General features: G+C 65.0%; 14 protein-coding genes and 1 pseudogene. 9 read left to right on the forward strand and 6 right to left on the reverse strand.

Annotated features, from left to right (window positions below; all coding sequences use genetic code 11):
* The first annotated feature begins 156 nt into the window (after positions 1–156).
* Both yidD and ACQ86E_RS01125 read left to right on the forward strand, forming a co-directional pair.
* Positions 157–495: a membrane protein insertion efficiency factor YidD gene (yidD, locus tag ACQ86E_RS01120; protein ID WP_431203836.1), complete on the forward strand. Its 339-nt coding sequence runs from the start codon at positions 157–159 to the stop codon at positions 493–495.
* A gap of 91 nt (positions 496–586) precedes the next feature.
* On the forward strand, positions 587–799 hold the full coding sequence (locus tag ACQ86E_RS01125; protein ID WP_431203837.1) for a hypothetical protein: 213 nt from the start codon (positions 587–589) through the stop codon (positions 797–799).
* On the opposite strand, the gene ACQ86E_RS01130 is transcribed toward ACQ86E_RS01125, so the two are convergent.
* Together ACQ86E_RS01130 and ACQ86E_RS01135 are read right to left on the reverse strand one after the other, a co-directional pair.
* A complete protein-coding gene (locus ACQ86E_RS01130) occupies positions 800–2017 on the reverse strand; it encodes a hypothetical protein (protein WP_431203838.1) in 1218 nt (405 codons plus the stop codon). It abuts the gene before it with no gap.
* A gap of 2 nt (positions 2018–2019) precedes the next feature.
* Positions 2020–3388: pseudogene (locus ACQ86E_RS01135) on the reverse strand (APC family permease).
* Positions 3389–3749: 361 nt separating this feature from the next.
* On the opposite strand from ACQ86E_RS01135, the gene ACQ86E_RS01140 reads away from it, so the two are divergent.
* Positions 3750–5051 carry an alpha/beta hydrolase gene (locus tag ACQ86E_RS01140; protein ID WP_431203839.1) on the forward strand — a complete coding sequence of 434 codons (1302 nt, stop codon included), beginning with the start codon at positions 3750–3752 and terminating at the stop codon, positions 5049–5051.
* A gap of 171 nt (positions 5052–5222) precedes the next feature.
* A complete protein-coding gene (locus tag ACQ86E_RS01145; RefSeq protein ID WP_431203840.1) occupies positions 5223–5549 on the forward strand; it encodes a hypothetical protein in 327 nt (108 codons plus the stop codon).
* Between the two features lie 17 nt (positions 5550–5566).
* Here the strand turns inward: ACQ86E_RS01145 and ACQ86E_RS01150 are convergent, their stop codons facing one another.
* On the reverse strand, positions 5567–5944 hold the full coding sequence (locus tag ACQ86E_RS01150) for a hypothetical protein (RefSeq protein WP_431203841.1): 378 nt from the start codon (positions 5942–5944) through the stop codon (positions 5567–5569).
* A 91-nt stretch (positions 5945–6035) separates the two neighbouring features.
* Complete coding sequence (locus ACQ86E_RS01155) at positions 6036–7208, reverse strand: MFS transporter (protein ID WP_431203842.1); 1173 nt, start codon at positions 7206–7208, stop codon at positions 6036–6038.
* A 184-nt stretch (positions 7209–7392) separates the two neighbouring features.
* Between ACQ86E_RS01155 and thrS the strand changes: the two genes are divergently transcribed.
* On the forward strand, positions 7393–9441 hold the full coding sequence (gene thrS, locus ACQ86E_RS01160) for a threonine--tRNA ligase (RefSeq protein WP_431203843.1): 2049 nt from the start codon (positions 7393–7395) through the stop codon (positions 9439–9441).
* On the opposite strand, the gene ACQ86E_RS01165 is transcribed toward thrS, so the two are convergent.
* Complete coding sequence (locus ACQ86E_RS01165; RefSeq protein WP_431203844.1) at positions 9438–10295, reverse strand: hypothetical protein; 858 nt, start codon at positions 10293–10295, stop codon at positions 9438–9440. The genes thrS and ACQ86E_RS01165 overlap by 4 nt on opposite strands.
* A gap of 363 nt (positions 10296–10658) precedes the next feature.
* On the opposite strand from ACQ86E_RS01165, the gene ACQ86E_RS01170 reads away from it, so the two are divergent.
* From ACQ86E_RS01170 to ACQ86E_RS01185, 4 genes are all read left to right on the forward strand, one after another.
* Positions 10659–12206 (forward strand): autotransporter-associated beta strand repeat-containing protein, encoded by a 1548-nt coding sequence (locus ACQ86E_RS01170; RefSeq protein ID WP_431203845.1) that lies wholly within the window; start codon positions 10659–10661, stop codon positions 12204–12206.
* 115 nt (positions 12207–12321) lie between these two features.
* Positions 12322–13989: an autotransporter domain-containing protein gene (locus tag ACQ86E_RS01175; RefSeq protein WP_431203846.1), complete on the forward strand. Its 1668-nt coding sequence runs from the start codon at positions 12322–12324 to the stop codon at positions 13987–13989.
* Positions 13990–14106: 117 nt separating this feature from the next.
* Positions 14107–14670, forward strand: coding sequence for a nitroreductase family protein (locus ACQ86E_RS01180; protein WP_431203847.1), 564 nt, complete (start codon positions 14107–14109; stop codon positions 14668–14670).
* 63 nt (positions 14671–14733) lie between these two features.
* On the forward strand, positions 14734–15993 hold the full coding sequence (locus ACQ86E_RS01185) for a serine hydrolase domain-containing protein (RefSeq protein ID WP_431203848.1): 1260 nt from the start codon (positions 14734–14736) through the stop codon (positions 15991–15993).
* Here ACQ86E_RS01185 and ACQ86E_RS01190 read toward each other — a convergent pair.
* On the reverse strand, positions 15979–18441 hold the full coding sequence (locus ACQ86E_RS01190) for a putative bifunctional diguanylate cyclase/phosphodiesterase (RefSeq protein ID WP_431203849.1): 2463 nt from the start codon (positions 18439–18441) through the stop codon (positions 15979–15981). The two genes, ACQ86E_RS01185 and ACQ86E_RS01190, sit on opposite strands and share 15 nt — an antisense overlap.
* Between the last annotated feature and the right edge of the window lie 819 nt (positions 18442–19260).

Here is a 19260-nt window from a genome sequence, read left to right on the forward strand (position 1 = left end):
CGTCACAAAAATGGTATCCGGGGGAATACAGATCGTCCATAGGTACTTGCTGCACTGCTCCCTGAAATCAGACAAAGTATGGCTCGCGCACAACAGCTCGCTGTTCCCTGCGCCGGAACCGCGCAACATGGCGCACAGGATCGCAGCACCGCGCACATGAAGCATTCAACCTGCGAGCATTGTTCCATTCCCATCGAGGGCGCGCTGCGACTGCCGCGCAGATTCGGACGCGCGCTGATCTGGCTCTACCGGCACACACTCTCGCCGCTGGTGGGCTACAATTGCCGCCACCTGCCGACCTGCTCCGTCTATGGCGACGAGGCGATCGAGCGGTTCGGGCTCTGGGCTGGCGGCTGGATGACTCTGGCGCGCCTGCTCCGCTGCAATCCGTTCGGCACGTCGGGCATTGACAGCGTGCCTCTCGCCGCGCCGCAAGGCGCGCGCTGGTATCTGCCCTGGCGCTACGGCCGCTGGCGCGGAGTCAACGCTTCGTAAGCATGCTGCAGTGCTTTGCGCATCACAGCCTTGACCGGAACCGGAACTTTTGCCTCGCGTTGTTCTGTTGCTCCCAAGGGAGGAAACAACAATGCGCTGGAAAATCAGCCCTCGTTTCGACGTCAGGTCTGGTCCCCATCCCAAGTTCAGTTGGAGGGATCACGACCCCAGAGCCATTGACATGCTCGCCATCATCGCGCTGCTCGCGCTCGTCCTCGGCTCCGGCTGGTATCTGGCGACGAGCCTCGCCACGCCGCCGAGCACGACGGCATTCATCGTGCCCAGCCAGAGCGTGCACTGGTAGCTAACGGAACCAGTAGATACGCCCGGACGGCGGCGGGATCGGCTCGGGTGGGCGCAGCCGCTTCGGGTGGGGCCGCTTTGGCGGCGGCTCGGCGGAAGATGTCGTCTCCGCGGTCGGCGCGCTCTCGCTTCCCGGCACCCTCACCGACAGCAGCAAGTTCGACTCATGCATGCGCCAGCGATAGCCGACGCCGAAATCGATCGGCTGGGCTCGGGTGAACAGTTCGGCGTAGCGCTCCTGGTAGCGGCCGGGGAATTCCCCGATCGGCCCGAGATAGCGGCCAAACGGGAAGAACCGCCATTGCCGCGTGTTGTAGTTCGCAAGTGGAATTCCGGAATCGTCCTGGACGATGGTGGCGCTGTTGGCGAGCAGCCAGTCGCGAACGACGGTGAAGTTGCCGGAGTGGAGCAGATAGGACGCGCTCTTGATCAGGCTGTTGCCCGGTCCGAGCGTCTCGCAGAACTTCAGGAAGCCCGCCGCACGCGCGCCGGGATTGGAGAGGTCGGTCGAGAAATAATACAGCGTACGCGCCTCGCCATCGCTGCCGGCGAAGGTGATGCGGACGCCGCGCGTGGCATTCGGTCCCGGAGTGTCGTTGCCGGTGTGCATCCCGCCCTTGTCGTCGAGCGCGACCATCTCGACGTTGCGGATGGTCTTGCCGGAGCGGACGAGGAAGACATAGAGGATCGGCAGGGTGCCGTTGACCTGATTGGTGTGCAGATCGACCTTCATCTGCTTGGTGATGAAAAAGGAGAAGCTCAGGATCGAGCCGAGCGAACGCTCGACATTATAGAGCGCGGCACCGACCGACCCGCGCGGCAGCCGCGTCAGGTCGGGCACGGCGCCGACCGGCTCCAGCGCGCCGAGCACATAAGTGCTCGCCTTGGAATAGAAGGCGTTGGCATAGAGGAAGTCCGGGCCGCTGAACATGTAGAACATGGTCGGTCGCGGCGCGGCCAGATTGACGTCGGCCCAGTTGCGGATCTTCGAGAGCTGGCGCTGTTCGAGTTGGGCGAAGGCGCCATCGAAAAATTTCGCGTGGCGCTGCCAGCCCGGGTCCTTGGTGAGCGGCGTCAGCGGCGAGTCCGCCGAAGGCTGCATACCTGCGAGGAATCGCGCGGTGTCGTCGAAGGTTGCATCGGCGGCGCGCGCGGACGAGACGGCCGCAGCCAGCAGGGCGAGAGCGACGGCCGCAATTCTCAGGGGTCGAAAAAACATGTCTATTCGCGATTGTGTGACGTGCCAGCGGCGACCGGCCGCCTGCGGAAAACAGCATAAATCAACAGGCCAGCGAGCATGACGAGCATCCCCGAGAGAGACTGCACCGGACGCTCGGTCAAAAGGTAGTACATCATGAACCCGGTCACGAGCAGGAAAACCAGCGGCGTGAACGGGTATCCCCAGGCGCGATAGGGCCGCGGCAGATCGGGATCGGTGATGCGCAGCTTGATAACGCCTGCGACCGTGAAAAACGAGCAGAACAAAAGCGCGAACTGGATGAAGTCGAGCACCGCCTCGAAGCTGCGGGTGAACAGCAGCAGATTGGCGACCGCCAGCTGGAACAGGATGGCATAGGCCGGCGCGCCGCTCACAGACCGCTTCGAGAACACGCGCAGGGCCGGAATGTCCTCCCCCATCGTCATCATCACGCGTGGCCCGATCCACATCATCGCGCTGATCGAGGAGATCAGGCCGAAGCAGATCATCGCGCCGACGATCCGGCCGCCGAGGCTGCCGAAGATGGCGGTGCCGGCGACGCTGGCGACGTCGAGCTGGCCGGCGAGCGCATTGACCGGCGTGGAGTAGAGAAACACCGCGTTCAGCGCGACGTAGAGCACCAGCACGATCAGCGTGCCCGCGAGCAACGCGCGTGGCAGGTCCCGCTGCGGCATGTTCATCTCACCGATGATGTAGGTCGCGGCATTCCAGCCCGAGAACGAGTACATCACGAAGACGAGACCTATGGCGAAGGGTGCACTGACGATGTGCGCGAGATCACCCGGCTGCGGCGTGAAGGCGATCGGCTGCGGCACGCCGATGATGAAGCCGGCGACCAGAAAGGCGACGATCAACAAGACTTTCAGGATGGTCGCGATCAGCTGGAAGGTCGAGGAGTGCCTGACGCCGGTCAGTTGCACGAGCGAGACCAGCCACACCACCCCAATGGCGAGCGGGATCGGCGGCAGACCGGGGACGACCGATTTGGCGTATTCGCCGAACGCCATCGCCGCAAGCGCGACCGGCGCCGCAAAGCCGACCGTCGCCGAGACCCAGCCAGCGAGAAAGCCGAAGGCGGGATGGTAGGCGCGACCAAGGAAATTGTACTCGCCGCTCGAGCCGCGGAAACATCGCCCCTAACTCGCTGTAGGAGAACACCCCGCACAGCGCGACGATGCCGCCAATGGTCCACAGCAACAGGATCGAGAAACCGGATGGGATGTCCTTCACCTGGAAGCCGAGGCTGGTGAAGACGCCGACCCCGATCATGTCGGCGACGACGATGGCGGTTGCGACCAGAACGGAGACCCCCGGCCCGCTCCCGGTCAGCCGCCCCGTCCAGGGCGCGGGTCCCGCATCTGATGCCGTCATCGGGGTTCTCAACCTCAGGCGTCGCGCCTCGTGGGAGCATCGTGCAGTTCGGTCAGTCAATTCAAGCAGGGTTAACAAGGGTTAAATGAGGCAGGCCAATTTGGTAATTAAGCACCTTTTGAGCACGATTTCGGCCAATAAACCTGCGCAAACACCGGGGAATCCCGTTTTCCTCCCCCACAATCACGACACGATTACGTGGTCCTCTGAGCGTTCCGGATGTGGGGAGTTTCTCCGGACACTTAACGTCGCCTAAACGCCAGTCGGATCAATTGTCTTGATATTGCCGATTGACGTGACTTGGATCGTGACTTGGGGTCATGGGTGGATGGTCGGGGCCGTTCCGAAATTGAGAGCTGACATGCGTGCCGACCGGACGACGTCCGGTTCGCGCGGTCGTGCGCTCCGGATCGGCTTGATCTCAGCCTTGGTGCCGCTGTCCTTGACGCTGGTTCAATGCGGCAAGGCGCCCGATCCAGCGGCGCTCGCGGCGAACTCGCAGGCCAATGTCCACACTGTCAATCAGGTCGTCGCCAAAACCAGCCCGCAAGCCGCCAAACAGCAAGTCGCAAGCGGCGACACGTTCGAGGATCGCTTCCCCGCCCCGCAGTTCAGGGAACGCTTCCCGTCGGCGAGCGAGGGTTTCCTGCAACGGCAGATGTCTGACTTTTCGCCGAAGCGCGCCGTGCAGCCACGGCCTGAACAGGCTCCTTACAAGGTGGCCTCGCTCGCGCCGCAGGTACCCTACCAACGTCCGCTCCGCGAAGACCTGACGACGCTCGTGAGCATGAAATCGTCGGCCTTCCCCTATTTCGGCAACAATCCCGCCTCCGAGGCTCCCTTCCTCAACATTGCCAAGGGCGACCGCCGCGGCCACCGCAGTTATTCGGGCCGCGTCTACTGGCAGGATGAGACCTACAGCGACAATCGCGTGCTGATGCACGTGCCCGAGCATTTCGACGTGCGCAAGCCGGGCGTGATCGTGGTGTTCTTCCACGGCAACGGCGCAACGCTCGAGCGTGATGTGCGCGACCGGCAGCTGGTGCCGCAGCAGATCACCGATTCCGGCGCCAACGCCGTCCTGCTTGCACCGCAGATGGCGGTGGATGCCGCCGATTCCAGCGCCGGAAAATTCTGGCAACCCGGCGGCTTCAAGCGCTTCATGGAGGAATCGGCAAACCACCTCGCCCGCGCCACCGGCGATCCCAACAGCGCACGCGCCTTCGCCAACATGCCGATCGTAATCGTCGGCTATAGCGGCGGCTTCCTCCCGACCGCATGGAGCCTCGAAGTCGGCGGCATCAGCGACCGCGTCCGCGGCGTGGTGCTGCTCGACGCCGTCTACGGCGAAATGGACAAGTTCGCCTCCTGGATCGAGAGCCACCGCACCAGCTTCTTCGTCAGCTCCTATACCCACTATACCGCGCGGCGCGACCGCGAGTTGATGGGCATGCTCAGGCAAAAGGGCATCAGCGTCTCCGAGGACATCAATGGGCCGTTGCGTCCCGGCAGCGTGGTGTTCGTCGAAACCGGCGACGGCATCACACATCGCGACTACGTCAACCGCGCGTGGACCCAGTATCCGCTCAAGGACGTGCTGGTGAAGATGTCGGCAACGCCAGCGCTTGCGCTGACGCGCGTGGCCGCTGCATCGAGCCGTTAGGCCCGATATTGCGCCAGTCGGCATTTGACCGCGCTGCCTGCGATTATCTCACGCCTTGATCAAAATGTGATGTTGATGGCCGGCATCCCCGGGAGCCACCGGGTTGTTTCCGCCGACAACTCTCATAACTTGCCGGCCGAGTTGCAGCTGGCATTTCATTGAGGACATGTCGTGCGTCAAGGACTGTACAAGGTCGACTTCCACACCGTTCATGGAACCGGCTGCGGCGTCGTCTATGTGACCGGCGGCAAGATGCGCGGCGGCAATTCCGCCTTCGCGTTCATCGGCAGCTACACCGGCGAAGGCGACAGCATCAAGGTCAAGATCTCGACCCAGCGCTATAACGACGATCCGTCCTTCAAGGCGCTGTTCGGGCAGGACAGGATCACGCTGACGCTCGCCGGCCGCGAGGACGGCGATACGGCGGAGTTCGAAGGCACCGCACTGCAACTGCCGGGCGTTGCCTTCAGGGCCGTGCTGAGCCGGATCAGCGACTAACCGTCCGGCTTCAAACTTCAGGTCTTGGGCAGCTTCGGAATGCTCTCGGCAAAGCCGTTGAAGCAGGCCAGCCGCTCGTCCTCTTCCTTGAAGTAGCGGCAGTCGGCGTAGCCCTTGGCCTTCGCCGGCTTCGGTTTCGGCGCCGGCGCGATCACGGCATCATAGCAGTTGAGCCGGTCCTTGGTGCCATCGTCGAGGTCGAGGCAGGCCTGGAGACGCGCCGCGATCGATTGCGGCTTGCCCTTCGGCGCGGCGGCCGGCTTGGCTGCGGCCTCCTTGCTCCCTTTGGGCTTGACCTGCACCAGCGGCTTGTCCCCCACCATCGGTGGCTTGTCGGCTTGCGCGAACGCGGAGGCTGAATAGAGCACCGCGGCAACCGCCAGAATCATCCTCATTTCAGTCAACTCTCTTTGGTCCCCATGCCTCGCCTTCTAGCGCTCTGACGCGCCATTTGCCAAGCGCCTTGCGCACGGGAATACGCGGGGTTCATGCCGTCGCGGCCCCCGGCTGCGGCCGGGTGAGGATCACAAGGACCAGCGCCAGTACGACGAAGCCGGCCGCGACGAAGCCAAGCGGATGCAGGAGATCGCGGGCGAACAACAGCCCACCGATGGCGGAGCCGACGGCCTGGCCGATATAGAGCACGGAGGTGTTGAGCGCGACGGTCGCCGATGCAAGCGGCGGCGCGGCCGCGACCAGCCGCACCTGCTGCATCGAATTGGTCGAGGCAAAACCAAAGCCCCAGATTGCGACCGCGATCGCCATCAATGGGAGCGTACCGGCGCCGAGCGCCCAGCCCGTGATGCCCGCAAGCAGCAGGCAGGTGAATAGCAGCGAGGTGCGATACGGCCCCCAGGTGTCGACGATGCGGGTCGCAATGACGACGCCGAGGAAGCCGCAGACGCCGTAGATGCCGAACACCATGCCGATCGCATCAGGGCCGGCATCGGTGAGCTTCTTGAGCAGCGGGCCCATGAAGGTGAACACCACGAACTGCCCGGACATCTGCAGCATGGTGATTGCAAGCAGCAGCAGGATCGTCCTGCTGCGGCCGACCGCGCTCCATGTCTTCAGATCCACCGGCGTGCCCTTCAAGCCGGCCGGCAGGCGCAGCAGCAACAGCAGGAAACTGACGCAGCCGAGCGCGCCGATCCCACCATAGGCCGCGCTCCAGCCATAGCGGCTGGCGATGAAGGTGATCAGCGGCAGGCCGACGGCGGCCGCGAGCGACCAGCCGAGAAAGATGTAGGCGATCGTGCTGCCCCGCCGCTCCACCGGCACGATCAGCGCCGCGGTGCCGGCCGCCTGCGGCGTGTAAAGCGCGCCGACCGCGAGCATCACCAGGCGGATGATGAGGAGGCTGGCGTAGTCGGGCGCAAATGCCGAGGCGAGATTGCCAATGGCGAGCACCGCGAGCGTCGAGGCGAGCAGCGTCCGCCGTTCGATGCGGCTGGTGAGCCAGGCCGTGAGCGGCGAGCCGATGCACAGCGTGATCGCGCCAAAGGTGATCAGGAGTCCTGCCGCATGGATGCTGATGCCGAGTCCGGCCGACAATTCCGGCAGCATCCCCGCCGGCGCAAGCACCGAGCAGCCGGTGACGAGATTGCCAAGCATCAGGGCGGTCGGCGTGAAACGGGCCGCGGCAGGCAAATTTTCCATGCAACTGCATGTAGAGCAGGCTGCGACCTGTTAAAGGGCACCGCGCGAAATAGTTGGGGCAACGTCTCGGCTTTGCGCTCCACTTTCTTGGAAATGCCCGATTGCACAGGCCGAATCGCCTGATATATCGCTCGTTCCCGCTTACCTGCGCTCGTTCGCAGGAGTGAGCCTCAGGAGAAAAGCAATGACCGACCAGCCCAAATCCGAGTCCGGCTTCCAGTACAGCCTCAGCAATCTCAGGCCCGTGACCCCGCCAGAAAAGATCACCCTCACCTTCCCCGACGGCGCCCGGCGCGAATACGCCAAGAGCATCACCGGCCTCGAGCTCGCCAAAGGCATCTCACCGTCGCTGGCCAAGCGCACGGTCGCAATGGCGCTCGACGGCGTGGTCTGCGACCTCGACGACCCCATCGAAGCCGATGCCAACATCGAACTGATCAACCGCGACGATCCGCGCGCGCTCGAGCTGATCCGCCACGACTGCGCCCACGTGCTGGCGGAGGCCGTGCAGACGCTGTGGCCGGGCACGCAGGTCACCATCGGCCCGGTGATCGAGAACGGATTCTACTACGACTTCTTCCGCAACGAGCCGTTCACGCCGGACGACTTTGCCGCGATCGAGAAGAAGATGCGCGAGATCGTCGCGCGCGACAAACCGTTCACCAAGGAAGTCTGGGACCGCGAGAAGACCAAGCAGGTGTTCCGTGACAAGGGCGAGGCCTTCAAGGTCGAGCTGGTCGACGCCATTCCCGGCAGCGAGCCGATCAAGATCTACTACCAGGGCGACTGGTTCGACCTGTGCCGCGGCCCGCACATGACCTCTACCGGCAAGGTCGGCAATGCCTTCAAGCTGATGAAGGTGGCCGGCGCCTATTGGCGCGGCGACAGCAACAATCCGATGCTGACCCGCATCTACGGCACAGCCTTCGCCAAGCAGGACGACCTCGACGCTTACCTCAAGCAGATCGAGGAAGCCGAGAAGCGCGACCATCGCAAGCTCGGGCGCGAGCTCGACCTCTTCCACTTCCAGGAGGAAGGGCCGGGCGTCGTGTTCTGGCACGCCAAGGGCTGGACGATCTTCCAGCAACTGATCGCCTATATGCGACGCCGCCTGACCGGCGACTACAGCGAGGTCAACGCACCGCAGATCCTCGACAAGTCCCTGTGGGAGACCTCCGGTCATTGGGGCTGGTATCGCGAGAACATGTTCGCGGCCCAGTCGGCCGGCGACGAGGCCGAGGACAAACGCTGGTTTGCGCTGAAGCCGATGAACTGCCCCGGCCACGTGCAGATCTTCAAGCATGGCCTGAAGAGCTACCGCGACCTGCCGCTGCGGCTCGCCGAATTCGGCGTGGTGCACCGCTACGAGCCGTCCGGCGCCATGCACGGATTGATGCGCGTGCGCGGCTTCACCCAGGACGATGCGCACGTCTTCTGCACCGAGGACCAGCTCGCGGACGAGTGCCTGAAGATCAACGATCTGATCCTGTCGACCTATGCCGATTTCGGCTTCACCGGCGACCTCACGGTCAAGCTCTCGACCCGGCCGGAGAAGCGCGTCGGCACCGACGAGATGTGGGACCACGCCGAGCGCGTGATGGCGACGGTGCTGCGCGAGATCCAGTCGCAGAACAACCACATCAAGACCGAGATCAACCCGGGCGAAGGCGCCTTCTACGGACCCAAGTTCGAATATGTGCTGCGCGACGCCATCGGCCGCGACTGGCAATGCGGGACCACGCAGGTCGACTTCAACCTGCCGGAACGGTTCGGCGCGTTCTATATCGACCATGACGGCGGCAAGAAACCGCCGGTGATGGTGCACCGCGCGATCTGCGGCTCGATGGAACGCTACATCGGCATCCTGATCGAGCACTATGCCGGCAACTTCCCGCTCTGGCTCTCGCCGGTGCAGGCGGTGGTCACCACCATCACCTCGGAAGGCGACGAGTACGCCAAGCAGGTGCTGGAGCAGGCGCGGCGCGCGGGGCTGCGGGTCGAGATCGACCTGCGCAACGAAAAGATCAACTACAAGGTCCGCGAGCACTCGCTGGCGAAGATCCCGGCACTGCTCGTGGTCGGCAAGAAGGAGGCCGAGACGCACTCGGTCTCGGTGCGCCGGCTCGGCAGCGACGGTCAGAAGGTGATGAGCACCGCGGAGGCGATCGCAGCTCTGGTCGAGGAAGCGACACCGCCCGATACCCAGCGGATGCGCGCTGCCTCAGCAGCTTAAACCGCCGTTGCGGTCAGCACAGACGGCTCGGCGCCCCCGCTACGGGCGCCGAGCGCCTCGTCCGCGCATTGCGCGAGATAGAGGTACATGGTCGCGAACATCGTCTCCAGCGCGTTGCGACCGCGCGGCAACAAGCTGACTTCATTGTGCGCAGTTCCGCTGCGCATCAGCAATTGCCTGGCCTCGGCCTCTCGCAGCAATGACAGCACGTGCTTGCGCGAGACCGCGAAATTCCTGGCCAGCGCATTGATCGAAAGCTGCACAGGTGCTGCCGGAGGAAACCCGTCACTCATGTTGCCCGACAGCGCGAGACTGAACAGGATGACGAAGCCTGCGTTGCGCTCGGCGAACGGCTCGAGGTCGGGCGCATTGTCGAGGACGCGAAGACCGGCGACGAAACGGCGGCCGAGCGCAATCGCGAAGGCTTCCGTGAAGGCGGGATCGCTCCTGATAGCGGCGAGATAGTCCGCAGCTTGCGGAACGAGGCCTTGCATCGCCTCGAAATGCAGACCCCAGCGCGCCCGATGCAAGGCGAGCAGCTTTTCCGTCGGCGCGAGCAGACGCTTGCGGCGGTCGGGATCCGGCGCCGCCGTCAACAGTCCCCCGGCGCGCATCAGGATCAGCAGGGCCTCGCAGCGGCCGCGGCTGCAGAGACGAAGCTGGGCACAGAGATCCTTCATGGCGCCGGCGGTCAGGCCGGGTTGACCCGGCTCCGCTCCCCGAAAATGCAGATAGAGGGCGACATGGGTGAACAGCGCCCTGGCGCGGTCGCTCAGGAGCAGGTTGAGGAGCCTGTTGGTCCGGTAGATCGCAACCATCCCTCCGCCGACGCGCGCATCGCGCGCGGAAAACATGCATGCCGGCGCAGTTCCGCGACGGCATCCGGCGACAATGTTGGCTGCTTGACAGGCATTCCAGAGACTTACGATGAGCGCGTGTCGTCTTCGTTCGCACAACCCGGATGTTGCGCACAAGCCTCACGTTGTCGCTGTTGGACGATCCACCCAAAAAGTCTCAGTTCTAGCGGCCCGACGGCGCAGGTAACTCCTGATGGACATGTGCCGCTCCGCAGGAGCGGAGCCGAAGGCGCTGCAGGGTCTGCATGAGCGTCTTTGCGCAAGGGGGTGACGTTGCCGGCCGCTCACGCAATTCATCGCGACCCTCCGGGATGCAGCCGGAGGCGGCCGAGGCTGTCTTACCTGGCAAGTGCCGCTGTATTGGCGCTGGTCGCTGCCAGCCCCGCTCTGGCGCAGACCACCCGCGGCGGTTCGGGCGGCAGCTCCAGCGCCAACTTCACCAATGGCGGCCTGAGTTCGGCAACCGGCGCGGGGGGCAACGGCACAGCTTACTCGAATGCAACCCGCGGCGGCGGCGGCGGCGGTGCTGGCGTGACCAGCGGCTCTGGCGGAAGCGACAGTACGGGCAACGTTTTGGGCGGCTCGGACACCGACAGTGACGGTAACGGCGACGACGGCGAGAATGGTGACTTTATCACGAGCGGCGGCGGCGGCGCCGGTGGCGTTCACGGCGCGGTGGTGACGACCAGCACCACCAACTCGGCGACCGTTGCCGGCACTCGCGGCGGCAAGGGCGGCTCGACGACCGGCACCAATCGCGCCGGCGGCGGCGGCGGGGCCGGCGGCTACGGTGTCGTCGTCGATGGCAGTGCCCTCACTTATACGAACGGCAGCACCGGGATCATCCGCGGCGGCAACGGCGGCGCTGGCGGCGCCAACACGTTGAGCGATGGATATGGCGGAAACGGTGGCGACGGCGGCATCGGTGTTTTCCTGACCGGCAGCAGCGTCCTCAACAACGCGGGCAGCATTTCCGGCGGCAACGGCGGCAACGGGGGTAATGCGCTGGCGGGTACATCGGCCAACGCCGCGGGCGACGGCGGCAATGGCGGTATCGGCGTCTTCGCCAGCGGTCCGGCGACGATCATCAATTCCGGCAGCATCACAGGCGGCATGTCCGGTGACGCAGGCACCGCAAGTTCCGCTTTTCAGAGCGCGGCAGGCGCTCCCGGAAATGCCGGCGTAGCCATCCTCGGCGCCGATTTGACGGTGATCAACAGCGGCACGATCTCGGGCGGGCTGCAAACGGGCGGCTGGGGGCCCGTCAATGCCATCACCTTCACCGGCGGCAGCAATATCCTCGAGCTCCAGGCGGGATCGGTCATCACCGGCAATGTGGTCGGCACCGGCGCGGATACGTTCCGCCTCGGCGGCGCGACCGACAGCACCTTCGATGTCTCCAGCATCGGCCCGGCGGCTCAGTACCAGGGCTTCTCGACCTTCGTGAAGACCGGGACCAGCACCTGGACCCTGACCGGCACGACGACGGCGGCGACGCCCTGGAGCATCAACCAGGGTACGCTCGAGGTATCGTCCGACGATGCCCTGGGCGCGGCCTCCGCCGGGCTCTCGTTCGGCGGCGGCACCTTGCGATTTCTCGCCGGCTTCACGACCAGCCGCATCATCACGCTGAACAGCGGCGGCGGCAGCTTCGACACCAACGGCAACGATGCGACGCTCTCCGGCGACATCGCTGGCGCCGGCGGACTGACCAAGCTCGGCCTCGGCACATTGACACTGTCGGGAGCCAACTCCTACACCGGCGCGACCCATGTAAACGCTGGCACACTGCAGGCGGGTGCGACCGGGGCCTTTTCATCCGCGAGCGCCTTCACGATCGCCGGCGGCGCGACGCTGGATCTCAACGGCTTCAACCAGACCATCGGTTCGCCTCGCAGGCGCGGGTAACGTCACGCTCGGCGCAGCAACGCTCACGGCCGGCGGCGACAACAGCAGCACGACCTTCTCGGGCACGATCTCCGGAAGCGGTGGCTTCACCAAGGCCGGCAGCGGCACGCTGCGGTTGACCGGGACCAGCACCTATGCGGGCGCAACCATCATCGATGGCGGTACGCTCGACGTCGAAGGCACCCTCGCCAGCACCTCCGCCGTGACCGTGAATGCGGGCGGCACGCTGACCGGTGCGGGCATCGTCGATCCGCCTCTCACGATCACCATCAATGCCGGCGGAACGCTGGCGCCGGGCAACGGTACGCCGGGCTCGTCGATGACCATCGACGGCAATCTCGCCATGCAATCCGGCGCGACCTATCGGGTGCAGCTCGATCCATCGACCGCATCGTTCGCGACCGTCAACGGGACCGCCTCGCTCGGCGGCGCGACCGTGAATGCGGTGTTCGCCAATGGCGGCTATGTCAACAAGACCTACACGATCCTCACCGCAAGCGGCGGCATCTCCGGCACATTCGCGCCGGGCGTCGTCAACACCGGCCTGCCCTTCGGTTTCCAGACCAGCCTGAGCTACGATGCCAACGACGCCTATCTCAATCTCGTGTTGTCGTTCGCCGTTCCATCCGGATTGAACGGCAACCAGCAGGCCGTCGCCAACGCCCTCACCGATTTCTTCAATCGCAACGGCGGCATCCCTGCCGTCTACGGCGCGCTCACCCCGGCGGGCCTGACCCAGGCGGCCGGCGAGACCGGAACGGCCGCGCAGCATGCGACCTTCGATGCAATGGGACGCTTCGTCGGCCTGCTCACCGATCCGACCGCGAGGGGCGTCGGTGGCACAGGAGGCGCGAGCAGTTTTGCGGACGAGCGCACCACCCGGCCGACGGATGCCTTTGCAAGGCTTGGCGTTGCGCCGGCCAGCAGCTTCGAGCAGCGCTGGAACGTGTGGGCGGCAGGCCTCGGCGGCGCTCAATCCACGTCCGGCAACGCAACCGCCGGATCCAACGACGCGACGAGCCGGACTTACGCCGTCGCGGCCGGGGCCGACCACTGGCTTTCGCGGCAGACCGTGGCCGGCTTTGCTCTGGCCGGCGGCGGCACCAGCTTCGGCGTGAATGGGCAGGGCTCCGGCCGCTCCGACCTGTTTCAGGCCGGCGTCCATCTGCGCCATACCGAGGGATCGGCTTTCATCGCGGCCGCCCTCGCCTATGGATGGCAGGACATCACCACCGACCGCACCCTGACCATCTCCGGCGCCGATCGGCTGCGGGCCAACTTCAAGGCCAATGCCTGGGCGGGCCGCGTCGAAGGCGGCTATCGCTTCGTCGTGCCCATCAACGGCGGTTTCGGCCTCACGCCTTACGCGGCAGCGCAAGCTGCCCTGTTCGATCAGCCGGCCTACGCGGAACAGGTCGTCTCCGGCACACCGACATTTGCGCTGAGCTACGCGGCGAAGCGCGTGACCGACAGCCGCACTGAACTGGGGTTGCGCAGCGACAAATCCGTTGCGCTACAGGATGGCATCCTGAGCCTCCGCGGCCGCCTCGCCTGGGCTCATGATTTCAACCCTGACCGCTCGGCGGCAGCAACCTTCCAGGTGCTTCCTGGGGCAAGCTTCACGGTGAGCGGCGCCGCGCAGGCGCGCGACTCCGCGCTGACGACGACGTCGATCGAGATGGCATGGGCCAGCGGCTGGTCCGTCGCCGCAACATTCGAGAGCGAGCTGTCTGCCGTCACACGCGCCTATGCCGGCAAGGGTGTCGTGCGCTTCGCCTGGTGAAGCCGGACGTCGGCCGCAACCGATCACAATCGGTCTAATTGGGTCTCTATGGCCTCGTGGCGAGCGGGATCGCATGCTAATGCGAGGCCCAAACCGATCCCACGAGAGAGACTGCCCGTGCCCGACGCCATCGAACTCCTGAAGACCCGCCGCTCGGTCAAGCCGCGCGAGATGACCGGACCCGGCCCCTCCCCGGCCGAGCTCGAGACCATCCTCACCATCGGCGCGCGCGTGCCCGATCACGGCAAGCTCGCACCCTGGCGCTTCATCATCTTCGAGGGCGACGCCCGCCAGCGCGCCGGCGAGGTGATCGCCAAGGTGTTTGCCCGCAAGAATCCCGGCGCGCCCGCGGCCGACGTCGAGATCGAGCGCAAGCGCCTCACCGACGCCCCGCTGGTGATCGGCATCGTCAGCTTCACCAGGCCGCACCCCAAGGTGCCGGCCTTCGAGCAGGAATTGTCGGCCGGCGCCAGCGTCATGAACATCGTCACGGCCGCGACCGCCCTCGGCTACGGCGCCTGCTGGCTGACCGGCTGGTTCTCGTTCGACCGCGACGTGCTGGACGGCCTTGGCCTCAAGCCGGACGAAAAGCTCGCCGGCCTCGTCCATATCGGCACGCCGACCAAGCCGAGCGAGGACCGTCCGCGACCGTTCCTTTCGGAAATCGTGACGCGTTTTTAATCGAACGCTTGTTGACGACCCCGACGTCTTGCGGCTTTGCTCCCGGCGAGGAGGAAGCCAGGGATGAAGCGTCGTGACTTTCTGGTTGGAGCCGCGCTGCTCGCGGGCACGATGGCGCGAAGCCGCGCCGCCGACATCCCCGCTCCGTCGCCCGCGAGACTCGACCGCATCACCGCGTATTTCGACGCCGAGGTGGCAAGCGGCCGGCTGCCGGGCGCGGTGATCCTGGTCCAGCAGCACGGCAAGCCAGTCTATTCCAGGACATTCGGCGTGCGCGACACCAGGACCGGCCTCGCCATGACGCCGGACACGATCTTCGCCATCCACTCGATGACCAAGCCGATCACGTGCCTCGGCGCGATGATGCTGATCGACGAAGGCAAGCTTGCGCTCACCGATCCCGTGTCGAAATACGTCCCGCTCTTCGCCGACACCAAGGTCGGCGTGGAGCCGGACGGCACCTCGACGTTGACACTCGAGCCGCCGATCCGTCCCGTCAACATCGAGGATCTGCTGCGGCACACCTCGGGCATCAGCTACGATTATATCGGCGCCCCCTGGGTGATGCAGGTTTACAAGGCAGCCAACATTTTCGAGGGGCCGTTCAACAACAGGCAATTCGCCGACCGCATCGCAAGACTGCCGCTCACGCGCCAGCCCGGGACGCTGTGGCGCTACGGCCATTCCACCGACGTGCTCGGCGCCGTCATCGAGATCATCTCAGGGCAGACGCTGTACGCGTTCCTCAAGCAACGCATTCTCGATCCGCTCGGGATGAGCAGCACCAAATTCGTGCTGAAGACGCCGGAGGAGCGCGCGCGGATGGCGCGGCCGCTGCCGAGCGACCTGATCCTGCTCGAAGGCGAGCGCGACCGCCTCGCCCATCCCGAATGGGAGTCCGGCGGCGGAGGACTGCTCTCCACCATCACCGACTATCAGCGCTTCTCGCAGATGCTGCTCAATGGAGGCGAGTTCGAGGGCAAGCGTTATCTCAGCCCCGCCGCGTTCAAGGCCATGACGACCGATCACGTCGGGCCCGGGTCCGGCGTCGGACGGGACTATTTCTATTTCCCCGGCGACGGCTTCGGCTATGGCTACGGCATTGGCGTGCGCACCGATCCCGGCAATGCGAAGCCGCCGCCGGCGGGCTCGATCGGCGAATTGAAATGGGACAGTGGCAGCGGCACCTATTTCGGCGTCGACCCCAAACTCGACATGGTTTACCTCATGATGCAGCAGACCCAGAACGAGCGCAGCCGCATCACGCCGGCCTTCAAGGCGCTGGTCTACGACTGCTATCCGCCTGGGCTACGCCGCCCGTGACGCGCGCTGGCCGAAATCGGCGAGCAGCTTTGCAATCTCGGCGGCGGGCCGCGCCGCGCTGAACAGAAACCCCTGCACCTCGTTGCAGCCTTCGGCGCGCAGCCAGTCGAGCTGGTCCTCGGTCTCGACGCCTTCCGCGGTCGTGGTGATGTTGAGGCTGCGGCCGAGCCCCGAGATCGCACGCACGATCGCGCCGCAATCGGGCCGCAGCGCCAGATCCTTGACGAAGGAGCGGTCGATCTTGATCTTGTCGAACGGGAAGCTGCGGAGATAGCTGAGGCTGGAATACCCGGTGCCGAAATCATCCATGGAGATACCGACGCCGAGCTCGCGCAACTGGTGCAATATTGCGAGATTGGCATCGGTCTCGGCCAGGAAAATCGACTCGGTGATCTCAAGCTCGAGCCGCTTCGGCGACAAGCCGGATTGCGCCAGCGCCGAGATCACGACTTGCACCAGATTGCGGCTGCGGAATTGCGCCGGCGACAGATTGACCGCGACCTTGATCTCGGCGGGCCATTTCATCGCCTCGGCGCAGGCTTCGCGCAGCACCCATTCGCCAAGCTGGGTGATCAGGCCGATGTCTTCGGCCACCGGAATGAACTCCGCCGGCGAGATCATGCCCTTGTCGGGATGGCACCAGCGCAGCAGCGATTCGAAGCCGGAGATGCGGTCGGAGGCGATCGACACCAGCGGCTGGTAGTGCAGCTCGAACTCGCCATTGGCAAACGCGCGGCGCAGATCGAGCTCCATGTCGCGGCGCTTCTGCGCCTGAAGGTCCATCTCGCGCTCGAAGAAATGATGCACGCCGCCGCCGTCAGACTTGGCCCGGTACAACGCCATGTCGGCGTTCCGCATCAACTCCTCCGACGTCGTGCCATCGCCCGGCGACAGCGCGATGCCGATGCTGGCGCCGATCACCATCTCCTGGCCGTCGAGGTCGTAGGGCGCCTTCAGCATGTCGATCAGCAGCGTGGCACAAGCGCTGGCTTCGTTTGGCGAGACGTCGGCCGCGAGGATCACCGCGAATTCATCGCCGCCAAGCCGTGCCGCGAGATTGGCACCGCGGACCGCGGTCGTCAGGCGTTCGGCAACTTCCTTCAACAGGCGGTCGCCCACAGGATGGCCGAAGGAATCGTTGATGTTCTTGAACAGGTCGAGGTCGATATAGAGCACGCCGACCCTTTTTCCGCCGGCCTGGTCGAGCGCCTGCTTCAGGCGTTCCTGGAAATACTCGCGGTTCGGCAGGTCGGTGAGCCCATCATGGTGCGCCATGTGGGCGATGCGCGCCTCGGCCTTGCGCCGCTCGGTGATGTCGACCACCGCGACCAGATAGCCGTCACGGTCGTCGAAGGCGACACGGCGGCCGAAGGTGAGCACCTCGATCTCGCTGCCGTCAGCGCGCAGATGCCGCCAATTGCGCGAGGAATGATAGGTGTCGCCGATGCGTTCGAGCGCTTCGGCATGGCTGTCCCATTCGTCCTGCGGCCAGATCGCGTGCAGCGTCATCTGCAGGAATGCCTCGCGGCTGTAGCCGTAATGCTGGACCGCGGCGTCGTTGACGCTGAGGAATTCCCTGGTCTGCGCGTCGAACACCCACATCGGCATCGGATTGTTGTCAAACAGCAGTCGGAACGAGGCGTCGCGCCGCTTCAGCGCAGTGACGTCGGAGATCGTCAGCGAAACCACATCGGCGAATGCGGTGGCGCTCAATCGAAGATTCCGTCCTTCGCTCTCGATCTCGAGCTGCTCGCCGCGGCCGCCGGAAACGGCCTTGAGCAGGAACTTGACGATGTCTGGCGAGGCAAGCCAATTTGCGCTCTCGCCGATCCGGCGCCACAACAGGCCGGCACCTGCGGCTTTCAGCAGCATCGCGGCGCTCTGGTTGTGATGCACGATCTGGAGATCGAACGGCTTGCCGCCGGCGTCACGCAGCGTCGCCAGCGAGATCACCGCGTCGTCGGTCGCTGAGAAGATCGCGTCCAGCAGATTGTATTGCGTGCCGCGCTCGTTGACATAGGCGCCGACCAGCGTGGCGCCCCAGCGCGAGGAGGTCGGCAGCGCCAGCAGATCGTAGGTCCTGACCATGCCGTCGCGCACGCAATGCGCGCTGGCCTGGTGCGGCCGTCCGCTCTTCAGCGCGTTGGCCGCCGCTTCCGACAGCGCCGTGGCGCAATCGGGCGACAGCTCCGCGACCGGGATGTCCCAGCGCTCCTCGCCGAGCCATTTCTGCACGTAGCGTCCGCTGCGCGACAATTCGAGCGCGCCGTCGTTCTTCAGCAGCGCGATATGATCGGCGAGCCGTCCAAGGCTGCCGAGCATCACGTCCTCATAGCGTGGCAGCCGGTCGCCCGGCTTCAACGCGGCACGCCATTTGCGCTGAAGCACCGGGATATCGTCGAACATTTCCGAGGCCGGTTTTCCCGGCATCTTCTTCGCGGCACTCATTGCAGTCCCCAAGCACTTCCTCGCCGCATCCAATGCAGCCGCGCTTAATGCCGTGTAAAAAGGACGCAGGCGCGGGTTCCATTCGGCGATTATGACAGTTTTAAGTCGGGCGTTGGTTAGTGGGTGTTAGAGACTATGACAGTGGTGCGAAAAGTCAGGTTGCTCATCCCTCTCCCCATCGTCATTGCGAGCGCAGCGAAGCAATCCAGAATCGTTCCGCGGAGGCAGCCTGGATTGCTTCGTCGCTTCGCTTCTCGCAATGACAGAGTATGACGGGGCATGGACACTCCATCAGTCCGCATCTTCATCGCGGAAACAGCTTTGCAGCCTCGCGGCCCATTTCGCCCGAGCTTTGCATCTCGCGTCACCCTCAAATGAAAAGGGCGCAGGGAAGACCGGGTGCCGGCCGGGCACCCACGGTCCACTGTGCGAAAGGTGGCAACAAGAATTTGCACAGCGGCATACAGGTGTAGCCAAACATCCGGCCTTCCCTGCGCAGTGGTTTGACGGCTTATGTCGTACTCTCCTCGGGGAGCGATGCACTCTTGCCCCCGTCGCCTTGCGGCTGACGATGCGCGTGCCCGGTCGGGCCGCTACATCACCGCAACGCTTGGCACCAGCCTGCGGGCGCCAGGACCACACGATTTTGCCGTACGCCGATCACACCGGTCGTGCGTGCGATGTGCGTCGCTCACGGTTTCCCGCCCTGCGATCACCGTCGCACCAGTGTGACCCACGTCCACCGCCATCCGGCCCGCGTTCGTGACGATCGCGATACGCCCCTTGTCGTTGGGCCGGAGTGCGCGCAATATCCGCCTA

It is taken from the genome of Bradyrhizobium betae, from assembly GCF_050632175.1.
Lineage (GTDB): Bacteria > Pseudomonadota > Alphaproteobacteria > Rhizobiales > Xanthobacteraceae > Bradyrhizobium > Bradyrhizobium betae_B.